This window comes from Candidatus Marimicrobium litorale (assembly GCF_026262645.1).
Lineage (GTDB): Bacteria > Pseudomonadota > Gammaproteobacteria > Pseudomonadales > Halieaceae > Marimicrobium > Marimicrobium litorale.
Genome location: NZ_SHNO01000001.1, coordinates 3,456,401 through 3,476,411, shown reverse-complemented (window position 1 = coordinate 3,476,411; position 20,011 = coordinate 3,456,401). Strand labels below are relative to the sequence as shown.

The 20,011-nt window shown below is 50.0% G+C and carries 12 protein-coding genes; 7 read left to right on the top strand and 5 right to left on the bottom strand.

Features of this window, described 5'->3' with window-relative positions:
- Window positions 1–59 precede the first annotated feature (59 nt).
- Window positions 60–1,013, bottom strand: coding sequence for an AraC family transcriptional regulator (locus EYC82_RS15565; RefSeq protein WP_279250465.1), 954 nt, complete (start codon window positions 1,011–1,013; stop codon window positions 60–62).
- A gap of 208 nt (window positions 1,014–1,221) precedes the next feature.
- Between EYC82_RS15565 and EYC82_RS15560 the strand changes: the two genes are divergently transcribed.
- Window positions 1,222–2,025 (top strand): glutathione S-transferase family protein, encoded by an 804-nt coding sequence (locus tag EYC82_RS15560; protein WP_279250464.1) that lies wholly within the window; start codon window positions 1,222–1,224, stop codon window positions 2,023–2,025.
- Window positions 2,026–2,343: 318 nt separating this feature from the next.
- Entirely contained in the window at window positions 2,344–2,781 is a 438-nt protein-coding gene (locus EYC82_RS15555; protein ID WP_279250463.1) for a BLUF domain-containing protein, read from the top strand.
- A gap of 350 nt (window positions 2,782–3,131) precedes the next feature.
- On the opposite strand, the gene EYC82_RS15550 is transcribed toward EYC82_RS15555, so the two are convergent.
- The 3 genes from EYC82_RS15550 to EYC82_RS15540 form a co-directional block, all read right to left on the bottom strand.
- Window positions 3,132–3,977 carry a ZIP family transporter gene (locus EYC82_RS15550; protein WP_279250462.1) on the bottom strand — a complete coding sequence of 282 codons (846 nt, stop codon included), beginning with the start codon at window positions 3,975–3,977 and terminating at the stop codon, window positions 3,132–3,134.
- A gap of 697 nt (window positions 3,978–4,674) precedes the next feature.
- Complete coding sequence (locus EYC82_RS15545) at window positions 4,675–5,880, bottom strand: hypothetical protein (protein WP_279250461.1); 1,206 nt, start codon at window positions 5,878–5,880, stop codon at window positions 4,675–4,677.
- Window positions 5,855–8,029 (bottom strand): vWA domain-containing protein, encoded by a 2,175-nt coding sequence (locus EYC82_RS15540; RefSeq protein WP_279250460.1) that lies wholly within the window; start codon window positions 8,027–8,029, stop codon window positions 5,855–5,857. Before EYC82_RS15540 ends, EYC82_RS15545 begins: the two co-directional genes overlap by 26 nt.
- Window positions 8,030–9,239: 1,210 nt before the next feature.
- Here EYC82_RS15540 and EYC82_RS15535 point away from each other — a divergent pair.
- Window positions 9,240–10,259 (top strand): phytanoyl-CoA dioxygenase family protein, encoded by a 1,020-nt coding sequence (locus tag EYC82_RS15535; RefSeq protein ID WP_279250459.1) that lies wholly within the window; start codon window positions 9,240–9,242, stop codon window positions 10,257–10,259.
- Between the two features lie 494 nt (window positions 10,260–10,753).
- A complete protein-coding gene (locus EYC82_RS15530; RefSeq protein ID WP_279250458.1) occupies window positions 10,754–12,406 on the top strand; it encodes a hypothetical protein in 1,653 nt (550 codons plus the stop codon).
- A 911-nt stretch (window positions 12,407–13,317) separates the two neighbouring features.
- Here the strand turns inward: EYC82_RS15530 and EYC82_RS15525 are convergent.
- On the bottom strand, window positions 13,318–14,646 hold the full coding sequence (locus EYC82_RS15525; RefSeq protein ID WP_279250457.1) for a hypothetical protein: 1,329 nt from the start codon (window positions 14,644–14,646) through the stop codon (window positions 13,318–13,320).
- Between the two features lie 952 nt (window positions 14,647–15,598).
- On the opposite strand from EYC82_RS15525, the gene EYC82_RS15520 reads away from it, so the two are divergent.
- The 3 genes from EYC82_RS15520 to EYC82_RS15510 all read left to right on the top strand — a co-directional run bounded on the left by EYC82_RS15520 (window position 15,599) and on the right by EYC82_RS15510 (window position 19,653).
- A complete protein-coding gene (locus tag EYC82_RS15520; protein ID WP_279250456.1) occupies window positions 15,599–17,788 on the top strand; it encodes a molybdopterin-containing oxidoreductase family protein in 2,190 nt (729 codons plus the stop codon).
- 114 nt (window positions 17,789–17,902) lie between these two features.
- Window positions 17,903–18,172 carry a Rossmann-fold NAD(P)-binding domain-containing protein gene (locus tag EYC82_RS15515; protein ID WP_279250455.1) on the top strand — a complete coding sequence of 90 codons (270 nt, stop codon included), beginning with the start codon at window positions 17,903–17,905 and terminating at the stop codon, window positions 18,170–18,172.
- 329 nt (window positions 18,173–18,501) lie between these two features.
- Window positions 18,502–19,653 (top strand): hypothetical protein, encoded by a 1,152-nt coding sequence (locus tag EYC82_RS15510; protein ID WP_279250454.1) that lies wholly within the window; start codon window positions 18,502–18,504, stop codon window positions 19,651–19,653.
- Window positions 19,654–20,011 lie beyond the last annotated feature (358 nt).

The following is a 20,011-nucleotide window of genomic DNA, read 5'->3' as shown; positions in this document are numbered from 1 at the left end:
ATCACATTTATCGCTCAACACACGACCGGACTATCGCCTCTAAGGCCTTGTGTCGGTCACTACAACTCCGCTTTACGAAACTCGCCCGGCGTCATGCCAAAGCGATTTTTAACCGCTTTACTGAACGACGCGTCTGACGAATAACCGGCCGCCAGAGCGATACCTTGTATGGATTCCTGGCTGTGTTGCAACTTGGTTATAGCTCGCAACAGGCGTGTGTTGGTTAGATAGGCCTTGGGCGTCTCGCCAACCAGCTGTTTGAAACGCGCATTAAATTTGGTACGACTCATTGCCGCCGCACTACATAACGACTCTACCGTCAGCGACCCATCATCCTCATTATGAACAAGATTCAAAGCTGCGCCAATATGTGGGTCGGCAAGTGCCGCGAAGTAGCCCGACGACTGCGTTGATGACTGCACATGGCATTGCAGCATCTGGAGAAACAGTACCTCCGACATCCGGTCTACAGTCAATGTCGATCCTGGCGCGTCCGCCCTACCTCCGCTGACCAACACGCTGACTACGCCTTGCATAACCTGACTGGCATCTTTGTTGTCTTTACCTACGACAATTGAGCAGGGCAATTCTTTCAACAGCGGGTGAGCGATAGAGGTGTCGTAAGACATTGTTCCGGTGAGCCACACCACCGATTCGCTGGCATGCTCATCAGGCTCACGTTGCGAAAAACTAACAGCCCCCTGCTTGAGAACCATCACTTCGTCGTTATCGGTCAGCCTGATCACGTTTTTGGCAGCAAGCTTCAAACCTTCCTGCGTACCACTGATCTTGTGATCACCCCCTGTGGGAAAAGCTACAACATCACCCTCTTCGAGCACAATAGCGTCCGGCCCGCCGCGTTCGCGCAGATAGCAGCGTCCTTTGAGCACCGCATGAAATACGCCCTGAGGCCGATAGAGCACCTGCATGCACCAAGGCCCCTGCCCGGCGCTACTGAAATAGACATTGGCCGTCCAGCGCGTGGCCTTCAAGATATCTGACAAGGCATCCATAGACGCAATTCTATACCGATACGCGACTACTCAACATGGACCGGGCCCTCATTCTGAGAAAAATGACAAGACTTCTGTCCGCTAGAACAAGACCTGCGCAGCCTAGTGATGAAATACTACGGCCACAGACCTGCGAGCTGGCGTTCGCGCCGGATATCTCACCCGACACGACGATTACACCATGGTAAAGACGACAAAAGGACGACCAGTGACCAAAATCAGGCTCTACGGTTATTCAACCAGTCCGTTTGTACGCAAAGTGGGCTGCTGCCTCTATTACAAACAGCTGCCTTTCGAATTTGTGCCTGTCGATCCGACCAACCCCGAGCAGATAGCGTTTACCCAGCAGACCCAGGTACCTGTCCTGCAGATCGATGACGAGTGGCGTAATGATTCCACGCCTCTCGCGCTGTGGCTGGAGGAATTGTTTCCCGACAAGCCACTGTTTGGGCATAACGAGCAAGAGCGAGCCCTGATTTTAAGCATGGATAAATGGGTGACGGACAGCCTGATTCTCAGTTCATTCAGGTTTGCACACGAGACCGAAATGACCGCCAGGTTTCGTCAAACAGCGTGGCGCATGGCGGCGATCGTCAGCAGCCAGACACCTCTGCCGGATGAGATTCGCAACGCCTGGCCAGAGCTGCTCAAAATGGCGCCATTCATCAAGCACATGATGTGTGATATCGACAAGTCTGAACTCTTACCGGATATGCAAATGCGCGTAGGCATGGAGTTGCTGCAACACCTTAATGAAGGCCCTTTCTTTGGCGGTCTGCAGCAACCGTCAATGGTCGATTTCGCCATCTATCCGCAACTGGTTTTTAACTACATGGTAGGCACAGAGCAAGACCTGAAGATTGCGAAGGTGCCGGCATTGCGACAATGGCTGGATAACATGCGCCAATACCTGCCGGAGAATCCTCTCTTAGTACCCGATTTCATGATTGTAGGCCACCTCCCACGCGAAGCATTCGAGCCCCACCCCGAGCGCCAAGTCGCCAATCGATAATAGCTAAAATTCGACTTGAAATTACGTCATTTTCTTCACACAGGGGAAAGTAACGGCGCGCGATTCGATAAAATCGTGCTAAAACGAGCAACTGATAGCCTACTGCAGATATCCTCGAGGCAATACCTGGGCGGCGTTGGAGCAATAATGGGGGCCAACCAGCATGAAAAGCGCGCCTTACAGATTGTATGAAGATCTGCAGAACTGTTTGCCCCATAAAGAGACACGAGCGACCCAGCGTCAATAGACTTGACTGATGAGAGAACGTTGTCAAAACCCTACACGCAGCAGCAGTGGGAAACAGACAGAGGGTAATAAATGTATCGCGTCATTTATAAAAGCCGCAGTGCACAGCCTCTTAACTGGGATATTGTTCATGATATTACGGATAAGAGTCAGTCAAACAATGGGACGTGTGGGGTGACCGGCGTCTTGCTCGCAAGCAGAAGCCATTTTCTGCAAGCTCTGGAGGGTAATTTTGAAAGCGTTAACAATGTATTCCGCCGTATAGCGAAAGACGAGCGGCATTGCGATTTAAGTATTATAAGCTTTAGCGTTATTGATGCCCGCCTCTTTGGCGGCTGGGGTATGCGAGGTATCGGTGCGTTCGATTTTAATAAGACAATCGAGAGTGAACTGAAAAATAAGTATGGAGAAGAAGAAAAAGGTATTCGCTTCCCGCTGGAGGAATGGCAGGCGCTCGCGATGATTAATGACATAAAAATGATTCGGGGTTTGCCGTCCTGGAAAAAGTGAAAAAAAGGGGAACAGCAGGGCTTTATACCAATACAGCAGTAGATAAAGGTGGGGCGCTTCGCGCCATCAAATGGCAATACGCTGAGGTATAACAATAGACAAGTAGCGTAACTGTAGACATGCAGGAGAAACCAATCCACATCGTCTGTTTTCCATTCTTTTAAAGACCGCGAAAGACCGTGCCATAACGGAGAAGGCAGAAAGAGAAAGACCCTGCACGAGCGTGACCACTACTGAAGTATTCTTGAAATGGGTAGGCCAGGTCAGCCATAGTCAATCGTACGACCAGCCTGCTATAACGCAATTCTTTGTTGATCAAAGTGCGATCAGGCAAAGCTCTATGTGCTTTGCTATAACCATAAAGCCAGCAGCCCCATTAATCCGTAACCAACGACGGTGAGAGACCATTTCAGAGCACGCGGCCCGGGCTGCAAAAACTCATCTCGTAATATGTCGAACGCGGCAATATAGATAAAGCTGCCAGCCGCGAGAGAAAGAAAGACCGCTTGAAAGATGATTTGATCGCGGCCATCCAATGCATTTGTCACGAGCAGCCCGATAATAATGCCAATCGGCGTCATGACAGAAAATAGCCCAATAAGGCGCAGGGCTCGGCCTCGAGGGACAGCGTTCCTGGCCAGACTGACTCCAAGGGCAAATCCCGCTGTTGATTTATGAGTCGCGATGGCGACAAAAATGAGCAATACGTTGGATAACGAGTTTTGCGCGCCCATTGTAATTCCGGCAATCAGTGAATGAATAGAAAGAGCAACAACCAGTGCATAGGGATAGAGGGTACTCATCGGGATGTGGGATTCATCCGCGGCTGCAGTCTGAGTACCGGTCGATGCTGTCGCGTTGAAGTCTTCGATCATACCGCCGGGCGCGTGAACAGCATGATGGAGACCGCCCTGCAAGGCAACGTGCTCAAACCATAGCAGGGAAAGAAACGCCACGCCTGCGAGTAACAGCGCCATAGGGTAGTGAAAACCGAGTGCAATACTCCATTGGCCAGACGCATCACCAAGCATGTGAATGAGACCGATCCCGAGAAAGATACCTGCTGAAAACGCGTTGCCTAGTGACAGAAATCGAGACGAAGGAGAGCTCGCCTTTCGCAAGGGAACTAATCCGCCCGTCCATGCACAGACGAGAATCAGCGCCATCAACCCAAGTTTTAGCTCGATAATTCCCACTTTCTCTCCAATGTCGTCTGGTTTTTCCGGGCAAATGTCAGCGAATAATCGACGAATCCTACGAAGATAGCAAAGGGCTTAGAAAAATTTTTCGCAACGCACCGCAATATTTTTCCCTGGGCGCAAGCAACTGCCCTATTCCATACAGCGAAGAGGATGAGGGCAGATCATGCTGTGCTGAGCGCTGGCGAGGAGATTCTAACTATAAACAGGCTTTAAACAACGCCAGGCATGTGCAGTGGCCATTTTTTTCGCCTACTTTATTGCCCTGAACCCCTGCATACCTCCTGCTGTGGCTCTGGCTACTACGCGTAGTTTTCCAACTCGGCACTTGTAAGCGGGATTGTGCTTGCTAAACAGGAGGGCTCAAAACCACGACAGAAGCCATTGATGAGCTAAAGTTGACACACAGAAATTATTTTTGTTGATTGCCGCGAACCTTTGTAGCACCCCATGGGCCCACGTTTACTCGCGCCGTCTAGTAAGCGACTCAAACTAGCGGCGATCGATCGCATTTTTTTGCGCCCATCGGCTGATTTTTCGCGTTTTGGAAATGTCTTCTAGTAGTGCCGCTCTTATTGATCCCGCGAGGCACCCGGTAATTTTTGATTTTTTTCACAGGGGACAATACTCACAGGCAACGTTTTAGGCTGCTCGGACGTATGATTTCCTCGGAACATGTCTGCTATCGCACTCGTTAATCACGAAAAGCCGTCGCGTGTTCAATCTTCCAGCCCTCACTGGCGTGTATCGTTTGAAAGCGAATGCCGTCGAATAAACTCGAAAATGCACCCAAACCCTCGGAACTATGGGGCCGCGCGATGACCACTTGTTTTTTGCCTTCCTGGGCTTCTGCAACCAGATTCCAATCTGGTGAAAGTGCCTGAGCAGACATACCCGCATACATTCCCACAAGCCGACCAAGCGATGCGCGGGCTGCTTTAGAGGGTATCCAGAGAGGCTCCGAACGTTCTACCACCTCACTCATGACCTGATAGAGCGCGGCGCCCTGTGCGGCACCCGCCAGAATATTAAGCTGAGAATCCACTACTTGTCTCGATGAGTCATTGCCTGCGGTCACTTGCTCCATCGACTGAATGGACTGCGCTGCAATTTCCTCCTGTACCTGCTGCTGCTGCTCCAGTGCCTCGTTAATGTACTGCGTCAAATAGTAGCGGTCGCCTTCTTCAATGGTGGTGAAGCGCACCGCCTGGTCACCCCGCCGTCGTGTATTATTGAAACGCACGGTGACTTCGCTCCCCATGGCACTAATCACCTCGTAGCTTCGGGGTGACTGCTGATCTAGCCATAGCATGAACCCTACGCTGTCGAGCGTGCCTCGTTTCCAGAACCCTGCTCCGGGTTCGTAAAATAGCTTGATCCTGTTGAGCTCATCGCTGTCGTCTGTGCCGGCGCGCAGTGCTATAGCCGCTTCAATCGTCTGCAGGTAAGCCATTACAAACTCACTCTGACTCCTACTGCTGTCATCGAAAGGCCGCTGCGTTTGATCACTGAATTCCGTCAACATCCATTCGCCGTTGACACTCAGCAGCTCAAATTGTGCCAGCCAAGGCTGGGTGTAATTTGAAGAATCGAAAGAGACGGTCACAGCCGCGTAGTCTCCCGCTTTTTGGACATTCTCCATCTGCCATTCGTCCGGATCATGCAGCAAAAAAAACCGACTGACTGACGGGTGTTGTCCCTGCACACCTTTCAGCCAAAACTGACTTGCTTCAGAAAAGATTACGGGGTCGGTTGGACGAGACGCGGAGTTGAGCAGTTGGAAGTATGACTCCAGACGCTGTTCGATATCGCTTTCTGTTGCGTACAGTTTTGTTGCGCACAAGGCGACCAAAATGACGCAGGCTCTAACTACGTTATGGCGGTGATAGTAATATTTCATAGCCTGTAAACACCTGTTTCAACACTGGGTTTTTATCTTCGACAACCAGTTCTCCGCCAGCCGCCCCCGCGGGAATTTCAAAATTTATTTGGCCGGTCGCTCGTTGACGCCAAAGTCGTTCTCCGTCTACTGAGTAGATTGCTACGCCGAATGGATACTCGTCATCGTGCATCTGCACGGTACCTCGACCGCCACTCATGGGCAGCCTGTAAGTATCTTCGAAATCACCCTCACCCAAATGCCCAATTACACCATAGCCAGAGGGCAGCTCTATCGGCTGGTCCAAATCGTCCTTTCGAGGTGCTTCAACACCTTCAAACCGATCACCAGCTTCACGTATATTTACATTGAACAATGAGTCTTTATGGACGGTATCGTAGTCGCTTCCAATAGAAAAAACGAAGCCATCACCGTAGGTGTCCAGATAACCAATGTGTTTATAGGTACCGGGTTCGCCTGACAGGCGCACCTTGCGTCCTCTGCCCTTTTTACTATCGGGTGTGTAGATAGTAAGCGCGAATTGTGCCCGACCGATTGTTGATTCGGTCATAGTTTCGCCTTCTCGTACGAGTCGTGCAGCCTGTATCAGGCCGCGCAGCACGCCGTGCTGGGCTTGCTGCGTATTCACTCGAAAATACATCTGCTCGCCCTTGGCGAGGCTGCGTTTTAACGTATAAGTGCCTGACGCCAATGGAATCGCCTCGTCCTTGGAACTGCCCCCTTCGGTGGGGTATATCGTGCGCAACCAGGTGGGATCGATTTTGTCCTGTGCGCCTTCAACAATCGTGTGGAGAGCCTGTGTCAGCTCTTTCGCGTCGTCAGCATTGGTGTAGGTACCGCAACCCGCCTTAGCGACACGCCTCATCTGCTCCACCACATCAGGCTCCAGATCAAATCCAACGATATGCGTCTCCAGCCCTATCCCCTGTTTGCACAGCTTTTCAGCCGTTGCTACGGGGTCGCCACCACAGGTTTCCTTACCGTCAGTGATCAGAATTATCATGCGGCTTTCAGCTTCAATGGCGGCTAGATCATCGCCTGCCAGCGACAGGCTTTCAGTAATAGGCGTATATCCGTATGGTGTCAGCCCATACGCTACTTGGCGTATGTTACGCAGATTCGAAGCCGAGATGTCGCTCAGCAACTCCGTATTGGGGCAGGATGCCTCCTCGGTTTTGGGCACCGAATTATCAAACCCGTAAGCTCTCAGGCCTACCCAAAATACCGGATCATCAAGCCCACTCAGCGTTTCATTTAATGCATCGCGGGCTATCGCTATCTTGGTTTTTCCGTCGATGCGACCCCACATAGAACCGCTGGCATCCAGTATCAATTCGATGGCAACGCGCCCCGGTTGATCCTCGCTAACCTCGGTACTTTCCAGCACCAGCGGCTCAATGACAGGAGCCGCTTTTGCAGGAGGAGCACCCGGCGCGTCAACAACAGAGACCATCGCTGAACTCGCAACGTCCACTACACCTGTATTGGCAGGCATATCAGGGAAATCAAAGTCAGGGAGCTGTTGTTGCATTTGTTCGGCTAGTTGGCCAGCGCTTGTCGCCATGCTGAAAGTGCCGCCCGAAGCCAGGGCAATTTTTCCCAACCCTGCCACATCCTGCGGCTCGCCTATCGCCAGCACATCGACCTCAATGTGCATGTCCCCCAGTTCGTTCGCCAGCGATATCGGGTCGCGCTCACAATTCTCAAGTCCGTCGGATATCAACAGAATTTTACCGTCGCCCCTTCCGACCAGATCGTTACGGGCTTGCTCCAGCGCATGAGCGATATTGGTTTTCCTACCGATGGCGCGAATGCCCTCGCCCAGAGATGCAATGTCAGCCGTGTCAATATTTCTACCGAAAGGGATGATAAGCTCGCTGGCTTCACAATTAGCGGCGCTATTGTTTTCGTCAACTCCACCGGCAAAAAATCGTACCGCGACATTGCTGCGGCCGGCAAGCGTTTCACTCCAGGTGTTTAATGCGGCTCGCGCAAGATCGATGCGTGTCGATCCGCCCATATCTCTGGCCATACTCGCCGATCGGTCAAACAGTACGACAACAGACTGATCCTCGGCGATTTCCGCATGGGACCATGCGCTGTAGACTGCCACAGCGGCGAACCAGACCAATCCGTATAGAAACTTCAATACACTACCTCCCGCAGCGCACCTCGCAGGTGCACCTACTCCATTGCGTCACGCAAATAAATCATGGCCGTACTCAAATGCATAAATATTGGTATGAAAGCATCTCGCATTCAACCTCGCCTCCCTGATCGCTCTCACTGCCAGTTATCATGCGTAGCGGAATCGTCTGAGCAAAGCAATTGCGTGTCGTCACGCATGAACGAATCGTCGGAAAAATCTCGTGGGGACCTATCGGCCGACGCTGGCGGATACGCATGGTGTTCCTCTTCCGGGGCAATAAATGAGGAGGGCAAAATCAGCACCAAAAGCGACTTTTGTTGTTGGCATGGCAACGTCCCATAGCTCAATGTACCTATAACTTAGGCCGTGTTGAACAGAAAGTACAGTGCCGTCAGATAGACTCAAACGCCCCGAGCGCTATCAACGCTTCTTTTCGTATGAAGGGCGCGCGGTAGCAGGCGCGCGGTAGCAGGCGCGCGGTAGCAGGCGCGCAAGTCCATAGGTCACCCCACTGTGAAGCCAAAGAGCAAGAGATGGCAGAGGCGCCTCCGTATTGTGGTGCTAAACGCACCGCAATACATCAAAAATACACGCGATGCACATGCAATCTAGTGGCAAGTAATGATAGAACAGACCTACCTTCCGAAGTATGACTCCATCAGATCGCTGAGATTGTAATTGGGGTGAAGCCGGACGACGCGGGCCAGAATGCACAGCGAAAATCGGCGGTATCTACCATTTTTTCGGAGACTACCAATGACGTCGACTTCACAGGGTAGTACTCCGACCTTGCGTTTCCTGCTTTCTTTGCAATGTCATAACGAAGGCTCATCATCGTTGTGCCCCTTTCAAACTATCGCCATTGCCGGCATGCCTAGCGCTGTTCGCCTTACTCAGTCTACTTGCGGGCATTGCCCGCTGAACTACACATGGGCACAACACTCGCGAGCTAGCCTGAGCCGCTGTGACAAACGTTGGACGACTATAAACCGAGTCTCGGTAACACTGCCGGAGTAGCACTACGCCACAAACCTGTATAAAACGCAGACACGCCAACCACAATAATGAACACGCTTTTTCCATATTTCTCCCACTATTTCAGTGCTGTGCTGATAAATGTCACATAAACCAACTTATTTGGCTTTGCTCCCCGCAGCAATTCCAATAGACTTTCTACTTGCATCGTTTCAAGGCAGAGGATTTTTCAACAATGGCTGCAGACATGGCGGTGGCGGAGCACGATATAGCCGCCGAAAAAGCGAACGAGTCAGGCAAAAAGTCGGAAGCGCTGCAGCACTTGATGGCCGCTAACCGTGCCAGCCCCGACGCGAAAAGGGAAATCCTGATGAGAGATATTCGTATCTCAAAAGCCTTCGAAGACGCAGAGCCCTCTCCGATCAAAGCCGCACGCTCCACGCCGACGCTTGACTACGAGCAGGAAATGCCAACCTGCTCTCTCGATGACGTTACCGCTGACGTCGTACGCGCAGCCTTTGCCGACAAGGGCTGTCTCTACCTACCCAGCGCAATTGACAAAGGCACTGTGGCAACCCTAAGAACCGCTATCGAAGCATCGCACCACGCCTCCATGGACGATAGTCCAGATCCACAATTGCACAGTCTTGGCAAGTACCCGACCCGAGGACAAGCAATTAACGTCGCGGCCGCCCGAGAATTTGCCAAGCAAGCTGGTGCGTGCCTGGCGGTGGACTCGCCCCATGCCCTATATCTGGTATGTGACCTGTTCGACCGTCTAGGAATTTCTGCCCTTGCCGAAGAATTTCTTGGTGAAACGCCTTTTATGTCAGCTAGCAAATTTGTCCTGTGGAAGGCTGCTCCCGGGGAAAGCACCGAATGGCACCAAGACGGGCGTTTTCTCGGTGATGCAGTGGACATCCAGTCAGTGAACGTCTGGACCGCCTTGTCTGACTGTGGCGAAACAGCCCCCGGCATGGAATTGGTACTGAAAAGGTTGGACGACTACATTTTGAATTCATGCGAGAGTGTCTTCGACTGGACTGTCGCCGATTCTCAAGTTGACGAGCGCTTTCGTGGACAGGTTCCGGTCGTCACACCAAAATTTAATGCCGGCGACATGCTCATTTTCGACCACTGGCTACTGCACCGGACACATCGTGACCCTTCAATGACAGACTATCGTTATGCAATAGAGTCCTGGTTTTTTGCCGATTCAGCATTTCCAAAGGGTCGAACACCCTTAATATTATAGTTGCTCCGGTTCGGGCGCCAGCGGTCAAAGCGCTCGAGTCCGCATGCTATCTTCTTGGTAAAGACAGACGCTCAAATAGAGCGGTAACTGCGATACTGCTCAAAGCTGTGATGCTATGGAGCGCCTTCCCGCCGCATGCTTCGTCGCACCTTTTTTATACGTCAGGATACACTGGGTGGCTTTTACAATAATTTATCATTATGTAAAAAAACGCATTCTGCACAGTGGCCGACGTTTCCCGCTAATTTATAGATATAGCACGCATCGCCAATATATTTGTGTTAACGAAATTAGCCAAAATTAGAATAGTCGACTTTTCAAACAAAACCGTCACTTTAATCATTTTTCCCGCTGTTTCATTAATGATGCCTGTCGCATGAACAAGCAACAAATGCGTAAGCGCCCTTTGCCGTTGCATCTCAGCCATTCAGGCAGACCTTATACAGCGGAAATGGTATGCTTCTGCACTCAAGGTCGACTCAAGAATCAAAACAATGACGACTGTTAAAACGTCAGAGTTCCAAACCGTTCTCGATAAACTTTTCGTGGTTTTTTTCGGACTATTTTTTCTGGCACTCGCCTATAACCATTTCCAGATTATCACCCATAGCATGCCGCTCGATGCGATTGAAGCGGCAATACCAACGATTACGCATACCATCGCCTCAGGAGAAAATCCCTACGCCATCGAGAACCAGCCCGCCCGCGCAAGCGTCTATCCCGTTCTCTACAACATTGTAGTGGCGCCTTTCACGCTCGCTGTGGCGAACACACTCGAACTCCACAGAACCATTAACGGTCTATTTATTGTGGGTTGTTGTCTGTTGGTTTTTTACGCGACCAAACGGGCTGGAGGCACGTCAGAAAATAGTTTCGCTGGTGCTGTGCTGCTATACGCGGGACTCCTCTTTCATTCCACACCCATCGCCAGCCCCAACGGCCTTGGTCTTTTTCTGTTTTTGTCCAGTATTATTATTCCATGGCGATACACGTTTTCCAATAGAAGCCTTTTCGCCGCACTGCTTCTGGGCTTGGCTGCTTTCTATACAAAGCAATATTTTATTGCGAGCGTAGGCTACATTAGCCTTTATTTATTTCTTGCCGTTTCAAAAAAGAAGGCGGTAACTTTCGGACTAGCATCCGTCTTCCTCACGCTCGTCAGTCTTTTTTTAGTCAACTATACATCGCCCTATTTTATTGATAACACAATTTTTGCTCAAATATATGCGGCAGCGGCGATAGGATCCAATGATACCACCGTGAACCAGTTGCTCGAGTATTTTCGGATAAACTCCCCGCTCTTGGTTGTTCTTGCCTGGATTTTTATTACATCGTACGCCTCAACAACAACCAGTCACCGCATTAATGACGATGAGAGGCTCGGGATACACAGCATCATCAATTGGAACGGCCCCCTTTTCCGCCGCGCACCAAGTTATTTCTGGCTCTGCTTTTTCTGCTCGCTGGCTATTATTGTATTGGTGATAGGAAGAAACCCCGCGAACCATATGACCTATTTACTGCAGTTGATGTCTCCATTTCTAATCATTGCGATTTTTTCTCGCATCTCCGATTCGATACAATCAAAATGGCTGTGCCAACTACTCCTGATCGCTAGTTTTTGTAATTCTTATGCCACGCTTACGCATGATTTTTCATTTGATGAGGACAAATGGAACAGGCTACGGGGACTAGTACTTGAATCAGAGAAAACCTATGCACCTGCACTGCTTGCGGCAGAGATTTTAGGTGGCGGCGGCGAAATATACCAGAACAGCCACACTCCGTATTTTGCCTTCGCTCAAGTAAAGCCTGTCATTTTCGCAAAAGATGACCCGGACAATACAATAGCAGCTGTTTGGGAGGCCTATGTTGAGAACATTAATGGAAAGATTGAAAGGCAGGAATTTGACTTGATAATTCTCGACCAGTGGACGCATCTACCCGTCGCTATGGCCAACTTGAGAAACAGTATTTCGAACAAGACTTTTCTGATGTCGCATTTAAAGAATTCCTCCTTGAACGACGCCGCTCGCCTGAAGAATCACTATCGAAAAGCCGAAGTGATCGCCTTGCCGATGGACAAAAGACCGGGCGGCGGGCAACTCGTTTTCCAAATCTGGAAGCCGATTCGAGATTCGAAGTAACGAAACTGCGCAGTCATCCTGTCCCGGTGTCGACGCCGCACTATACGCTCGGCGCTTGCACAAACAAAAAACTGATCACTGTGAGGGTCAGTGTTTCATTGCACTTTTTCTGAACGGGAGCTGAAGCCCACCCGCGTTAACCTATTACTACGACTCTGCCGGCATGACTACAGGGCTTATTTCTGTCTTCAGATCCAAGGCTTACGTCACTTCAAAGTAACTTCAAAACAACAGACCGAACAGAATGCAGATTAAGATCATCGTGCCACAGCACTAACCAAGTTAGCGCAGCCATAGGATTTACTGCGAGCTTGACGCTATTTGAGAGTTTCTTTTTCGAGTCGGACCGCTGCATAACCGCTGTCTGCGGTACCGTAATCGTGTGCGCCTCTGTAGCGCGTAAGACGCGGTCTATGGCCGCGCCTCGCGATTGCCGTGACTGAGCAGGGTCGGAAACGTCTCCCACGGTCGATATCTCTCGCATGCCGCAGTATTCACGGCTGTCAGACACTGGTTCGTAAACGAATCTATCGCGCTTAAATAATGTTCTGCCGGTGAGTGTAACCGCAGCAGCTACTGCGGCATCCTAGTTTCTTGCAGAGCGCCTGATGCCCGTCTAACAAGCATCTCGACTGCAAAAAAGACAGTGGCAAAAAAGTGAACACTTCGAAAATAAACTACACTTTAATTACAGATTCTTCGATGGATAAGGACCGCATTTTTGCACGTACCTTGACCGTTTTTCTCGATATACCTCGCAAAAAAAATTAACAGATACACAAAATTTGCGCGGCCTTCCAGTGGGAAAATGGTCATTCAGAACGATTCAAAAGATTTTAGGCTGAGTTCTGCACTATGCTTGAATGCCCTTGTCGAAAGTTGCCGCGAACTGCTGGCAACTAGGTTTCTATTTACTCACCAGTCGCGGACTTATCCTTGCACTTTGGAAATGGTTTACAGGGCGGCTTGTAGATTCCCGATGAAATCGCGCGCGCTACAATATCATTCGATTCGGCCTGCGGCCTGTCAAGCACGAAGTATATGTCGTTATTATACTGTGAATAACGCCACTGCAATACATCATCTATTGATTTCTGAAAGTGGTGGTTCGCCCATACCCAGTAGATCACCGCCAACGGTACGAGCAGATAAATTGTCGATGTCTTAACCAATGCAATTTTTTTTTGAAGCAGTAAAGTCAATGTCGCGACGAGGAAAACTGACAACAACGTATACCTCGATGTCAGTATGAGTTCTGGCGGCAGCCACAGGGCCCTGCCTGCTGTGACTGCTGCTACTGAACCAACGACAAACCAGCAACAAAGCGCTAAGCGAATATCTTCCTGCCGATAAAATTGTATGGAAACAGCTGTCAATACGGTGAGAGCAGCAGCGCCAATAACTCCCGCGACCACCGTGCTGGTGTCGGTAAACGCGCTGCCCATTATTACGAAAAAATAGGACACGTACCGTAATACCTGTTGATACAGAGGAGCCTCGATCAGCGTGTCGGGAAGTAATGTTAAAACTTTTTCAGTGGAGACATCAGAGAAACCGGTACGCCACAATGCCAGCGTGATGACTGTGACCACTAGCCACAGTGCGGGATAGTGATAGCTAATTCGCCTCGTCACTACATGCTGGTGCATGAGGCTAACCAGGCCGAGCATCCAGACAATCACGCCGGCCGCGAACGTATATGAAGCGAATGTGCCCAAAAACACTGCCAACACGAACTTCGGCGGGGTCACCCTATGAAGAGCAATCAGGCAACCGAAGGCATAGAAAAATACATAGAAGTAAGCGAAGGTCGCCTGGGCGTGCAAAACCAAGGGAAAATATCTCAGATTGAGCAACAGCAGGGCGCTCACCAACATGAAAACCCAGCGGTATTTTTCGTCTTTCACTGTCACGAAAAAAAGCAGCAAGATCAAAGGAAGCGCAAGATTTCCAAGAAGAGTGAGCGTATGAAAATTTAATTCGCCTTCTGCCAAGTAGATAGCGTAAATCAATAAGCGTGACGCGCTCGTGCGGTGGTCGTTGTACTGCCTGAATAGCTCAGACATTGCTTCGCGGGTACTTTCGGCTGACTCCGTAAGTATGACAATTTTTAAGAAATCATAAATATCATCCCAGTGAGGAATATTGATAGCGTGGCTATAGACAAACCAAAAGTAATAAACGATCACCGCGCAAAATCCAAAAAGTGGCAACCAGCGCACGAATAAGCGAGAGTCCATTAATGACCTTGGGAGAAATCGCATCAGGAATCGGGTCGCGCGTCATTTGTGCGCGAAAGACTAAGCTGTAGTGCGGACGATTTTGACCGGAACGTTACATTTTCAAAGCGAACGCCGCAGCTTATAGTCATTCCTATTATGTGTTCTCTCACCCTGCTTGCCTTTTAAAACGAACCGCACGATTGCCCATCAAAGATCGAAACTCAATCGTTATATTTTTTTTTGACAATGTTCGGCACTACAGCATATTCGACCGAACAGCTATATTTAACAGTATGCGCCTCAACCAACATCCATGCCAAGACTTCTCTGCTGCGTTTGCAGGTCGACGAGGTTTTATTGGCGCTGGCTTTGTTGTGTCAAATTAGCTACAAAAAACCCGTTTTAGGTCGGTCTGCATACCTATACCCAGTTCGATCAACAGATGAAATAGAAAGTGTCTGCCACTTTTTCTTTGCCAATTCTTTCCGCTACGTGCTGCTCACCATAGCAATAAAATCAAATAAAACGCGTGATATCGAATCGAATACCTAACGACAGCTGCGCAGGGCAGTGCTCCATTTCCGAGTCGACAGATTTGACCGCCTTGTTATGTATGCCCAAGAACGGTTCGAGCGAGTTCATGCCATGGAGGAAATCAATAAGAACGTCAGAGCGTTCTGGCTCGGTTTTCCGAGGCGACCTTTATCGACTCCAGGCGATGAAAAGAGTACCAGAGAGTTACTATTTTATGCCTACCGGACTAAAACCGAGCCAAGGCGCCCCTCGAAACGCCACAACGTTGCAGCCGGCGAATCGCCTGCTATCCGGTCCATCCGAACTTGTACACCACCGGGCGATGAGCGTTGGCAAGCTTGGCAGTAGGCGCGATACTTGTATTTCATCATCTGGACTTGGGCTCTTCGTCTTCGTATGCTCTCGCCAACTAATCCTGATTGAGCTGACCGATACTATGACATCATCAATTAAGAAAACGTACTGTAGAGTGTGCGAGGCCAGCTGCGGCCTTGCTGTTGAGGTAAAAGAAGACAGCCAGGGCAACGAAACGATTCGTCGAATCAAGCCGGATGACGAGCATCCCATTTCCAAAGGCTATGCCTGCATCAAGGGCACCACACTTGGCGGAATACATCATGATCCGGACCGGGTCAATTATCCGATGAAGCGTATCGATGGCGTCTTCCAGAAAATAACCTGGGAGCAAGCCATACAAGAGATAGCAGAACGAGCAAGCGCAATTAAGATACGCCATGGCGCGAACGCGCTCGGCCACTATAGTGGCAATCCGAGCCATGCAAATTTTAAAAACATTCTCTGCACTGCCGATTTCATCAAAATTCTAGGGTCACGAAATTCGTACGCCTCGCACTCAATTGATCTCAACAACAAGTTTCAGGTGGCCTCAGATATGTACGGTGTCGATATCGTGCATCCTATTCCGGACTTTGAGCACACCCAATTTTTTATGTGTATTGGTGCCAACCCCGTGGTTAGCCAAATGTCCGTTATTAGCGTTATCAACCCATTAGAGAAAATGCGATCTATTGAGGCGCGAGGCGGGAAAGTCATTATCGTTGACCCCAGACGCAGTGAAACGGCATCTAAAGTTGGCGAGCATTTGTTCATTCAACCAGGGACGGATGCATTTCTTTTGTTGGCGATGTTGGCGGTATTGCATTTCGAACTCGACTTCAGCACAAGTGAACGTGACGAATTCGCAGACGGCGCCCGAGAACTACTCGCCGCAGCAGAGCAATGGACGCCAGAGCGAGTAGCACCGATCACCGGCATTGCACCCGAAAATATTCGCAGAATTGCTGATCAGTATCATAAAGCGGATGGTGCAGCGCTGTACATGTCCACCGGCGTCAATATGGGCCCTTTCGGTTCTATTGCCTACTGGGTTTTACAAGGAATTAATTACTTATCGGGCAATCTTGATAAGCGAGGAGGTCTTTTGATACCGGAGGGTGTACTGGACTGGTTGGGGCTAGCGCAACAAATAATCGTAAACGATCCCGACATTGTCACCGCAGAGCATGGTTGGCAGCAGGTAGCGGGTTGCTTTCCCATTACCGCGCTACCTGACGAGATATTGTCTGCTCAACCTGACCACATTCGCGCGTTATTTATATCCGCCGGCAATCCAATTCACTCCACTCCACATTCAGACTGGCCAGAAGCAATGGAACGTCTTGAGCTTTGTGTCAGCGTCGACATCTATATCAATGAAACAGCAGAACGCTACGCTGACTACGTTCTACCCGCAACAGACATGCTGGAGCGATCAGACTTCCCTCTATCTCATCTGCCACTGCAGTCTGAGCCTTACGCGCAGTATTCAGCTGCAGTACTGCGTCCAAAATTTGAACGTCGAGAAGAGTGGCGGATATTTGGCGATTTACTCTTGGCCATCGGCGCACCCTTCGTGTCTACAAAGCCGCTTCTGGTATTGTCCAGAGTAAACACGCTCCTCAAACGGTTGCCGGGGAATAGCCTGTTAACCCCGGATCATTTACTGAAACTCTTACTCGCACTCGGCGGAAAAGCATCGTTGAATCAATTGCGCACTACACCCGAAGGTATAAAATTACCGCCGCACAAGCCGGGCTCTTTCCTCAAAAAACGATTAAAAAGGCGAATAAATCTCGCTCCTTCGCGAGTCTTGGATGACTTGCCGCGTTTGACTGCGTACGCAGAGACTCTTGAGCACGGCCGCAGTGCAAAGAGCGATTCAAGTCTGGTACTTATCGGTCGACGGAGCCGCAAATCCCATAACAGCTGGATGCACAATAATGACGAAATTAAACAGCCCGATAGCAACTACGTCTATATACATCCGGATGATGCAGCAACCCGTCAGCTCTCAGAGGGAGACAGGGCGAAATTATCGAATGGTGATAACTTTATTGTACTACCCGTATCGATAACGACGGATCTGATGAAGGGTGTAATTGCTGCCTCTCATGGCTGGGGCCACCAGGATAGCAAAAACCGCAACAGCAGCAAGTTGTCGGGCGAAAACGTTAATAAAGTGATTCCCGGTGGTAGCGCGCATATGGAGCCCGTAAGTGGTCAGGCGATTATGCTCGCTCACTCTGTCGAGGTTGTGAAGTTTTCGGGGGCACCTGCTTCACGGTAGTTTGCCGAGATGTCGGCCTGAAAACCTCTGTGGCTAATTCACACACATAAAATATCTATCCGCAAGCGGAGCAAATATGAGGCGCTCATTTCTCGAAAGAAAGTGGAGCGCTTAATGTCTTCGGAGTTTTTTGATTCAGTGAATATCGGCTCATGCGAACTGATATCACAGGAAAATTTTGTCACACTAGTAGCTCGCATCGCAGACAAGCAGCTTGAGACTATAGGGGTTCCTGGCCCGAAGTGGATTCGGGGCAGAAACTGTCATAACCGGCTCATTGAGCAACAACTCGGATGGCGTCCCAGTGCGCCATTGCCATCGGGAGTGAAGAAAATCTATCTATGGCTCGTACAGCAGATTGCGGTAGATCAGGAGTTTGAATAGCCTTGCAACATAGGATTTGAAATATCAACTTCTGAAACGCTAGCTTTTCACTCATCACTTTTCAACTCGTAACCCTTCTCTATTGAGTCAGCATGTTAGGCATGGGATGTTGATTTTTATCAAGATGATTATTCTCAAGCTGCCAAGAACTGTCCATGGCACTATGCGTCAGATTCCTGCGGACAGCACCATAATGGGACGGCCCGTCCTGCGTTACAGTTCCTGTATATGTCAATTATTATGCGAAGAGGGTAAGCTGGCACTTGCGAGCAGTCAGTGGAAAGACACAGGGTTGAGAGGTGCATGAAGAAACCTTTAGAAAAATTATCATGACTGATTTTCGTTCTCCGATCGCTACGCTGAATGAGCCGGTGGCAACGCTGGACGACCACCGGCAATCGCTGCGCATCACCTGCTCGATGTTTTCAGGCTTCCTGAGACTACTGCAGGCATATATCAATTTCGAATCTCTGCCATCAGAGATTCTCCGAAGAGCAGGAGCTGAGAATGTTCCTCACAGCTCTGGTTTTTTGCAACAGGGTCTGACACCGAACCAGACAGTGCCCAGCACCATGATCCAAGCCTGGATGAAGGATGATGAACACGGCTTTGTGCATGGTATCTCAGTGGCTTTTTTCGCTGTTCTCTTTGCAAGCAAACGACGTTTTAATCTCAACGGTAATAACGAAAAGCTTATCGTGTCTGGACTGCTGCATGATTTTTTGCGGTGCAGCGATATGCATGAAGGCCATGACGAGCAGTTACAAAAATGGTACCCCAACCTGTTACCAGTCACATACACTCACTCCAGACCCACGCGCGATCAGATACAACATCCTCTGGTTATTGGCGATCGTCTGGAATTATTGCGCTACTACGACCATGCCGACTGGATCGACGAGTCAGTTATCAACGTCTATCTTGGGAACGAGGAAGTTCGCGGGATAGTTGTCGCATACTATCTTTTTATCCGGCCAGCACTGGCTCGCCTATTCAAATATCGAGATGAGCCATGGCTGCGCCACAGCGTGGAAAGTAACGAAGTCATTGCAACTGCAAATATACCCGGGGACCCCTTGCAGGGCATCGCTGAGTCAAGTGCTCCCGGGCTGTTCCCACGCCATTACTGGGCGCCCTATCCGGGCTACTGGTGCATTGAGACAGGTACACTGCCATTCCACTACAACATTACCCGCAACCACAAACTCTACCACCCGTTTCCAGTGATCAATCTGTCTCATTATCTGAATCTCGGCGGCCTGCCATTGCGCCCGGTGCGGGACCACCTGGCGGCCAGTGGGAAGATCCCTGCAAGTGAATGGCTCATTCTGCTTGGTGATAACGACCTCGAAGACGCAGCCCACCATGACTTGCTGGTAGAGTCGGGCGGTTTCTTACCGCTATCATTGGCCAATACAATGGTCGAGCTGGCTGATTACCTATTGGCCTTCAGCCTCGCTGCAAGTAAGAGAGGGGAGTAAGTAAGGCGCTTGGCTCAGCAAGTCAACGCCTCACGATTGCAAAAATCAGGCACCGGGGAGTCCCGGCAGTATCGATGCCCACAGTTTTTTTGTAATGTTCAGCACTGAACGCATTCTCCGACTATTTGAAACGGCTTGAAACTGAATCTGAGCAGTGAACACGTCGTTATAGTGCAGCGGTTGATCTGATAGTTGAATACCGGGCTCAGGAACACAGAAAATCAGTACGTTCCGGCCCAAAAGCGTTATTTTGACGTGAAAATCACTGTTCTAACAGAGCGCTATGGAGAACCCTGGGCAGATGGTTGGTCAAATTCCGTTGACCGTTCTGAGCAGGACATCGGTGACGCTCTCCTCA

Bases quoted from the DNA above. Each gene is read 5' to 3' on its own strand.
- EYC82_RS15565 (WP_279250465.1), bottom strand. From the start codon at position 1,013: ATGGATGCCTTGTCAGATATCTTGAAGGCCACGCGCTGGACGGCCAAT.
- EYC82_RS15555 (WP_279250463.1), top strand. From the start codon at position 2,344: ATGTATCGCGTCATTTATAAAAGCCGCAGTGCACAGCCTCTTAACTGG.
- EYC82_RS15545 (WP_279250461.1), bottom strand. From the start codon at position 5,880: ATGAAATATTACTATCACCGCCATAACGTAGTTAGAGCCTGCGTCATT.
- EYC82_RS15535 (WP_279250459.1), top strand. From the start codon at position 9,240: ATGGCTGCAGACATGGCGGTGGCGGAGCACGATATAGCCGCCGAAAAA.
- EYC82_RS15530 (WP_279250458.1), top strand. From the start codon at position 10,754: ATGACGACTGTTAAAACGTCAGAGTTCCAAACCGTTCTCGATAAACTT.
- EYC82_RS15525 (WP_279250457.1), bottom strand. From the start codon at position 14,646: ATGGACTCTCGCTTATTCGTGCGCTGGTTGCCACTTTTTGGATTTTGC.
- EYC82_RS15520 (WP_279250456.1), top strand. From the start codon at position 15,599: ATGACATCATCAATTAAGAAAACGTACTGTAGAGTGTGCGAGGCCAGC.
- EYC82_RS15515 (WP_279250455.1), top strand. From the start codon at position 17,903: ATGTCTTCGGAGTTTTTTGATTCAGTGAATATCGGCTCATGCGAACTG.
- EYC82_RS15510 (WP_279250454.1), top strand. From the start codon at position 18,502: ATGACTGATTTTCGTTCTCCGATCGCTACGCTGAATGAGCCGGTGGCA.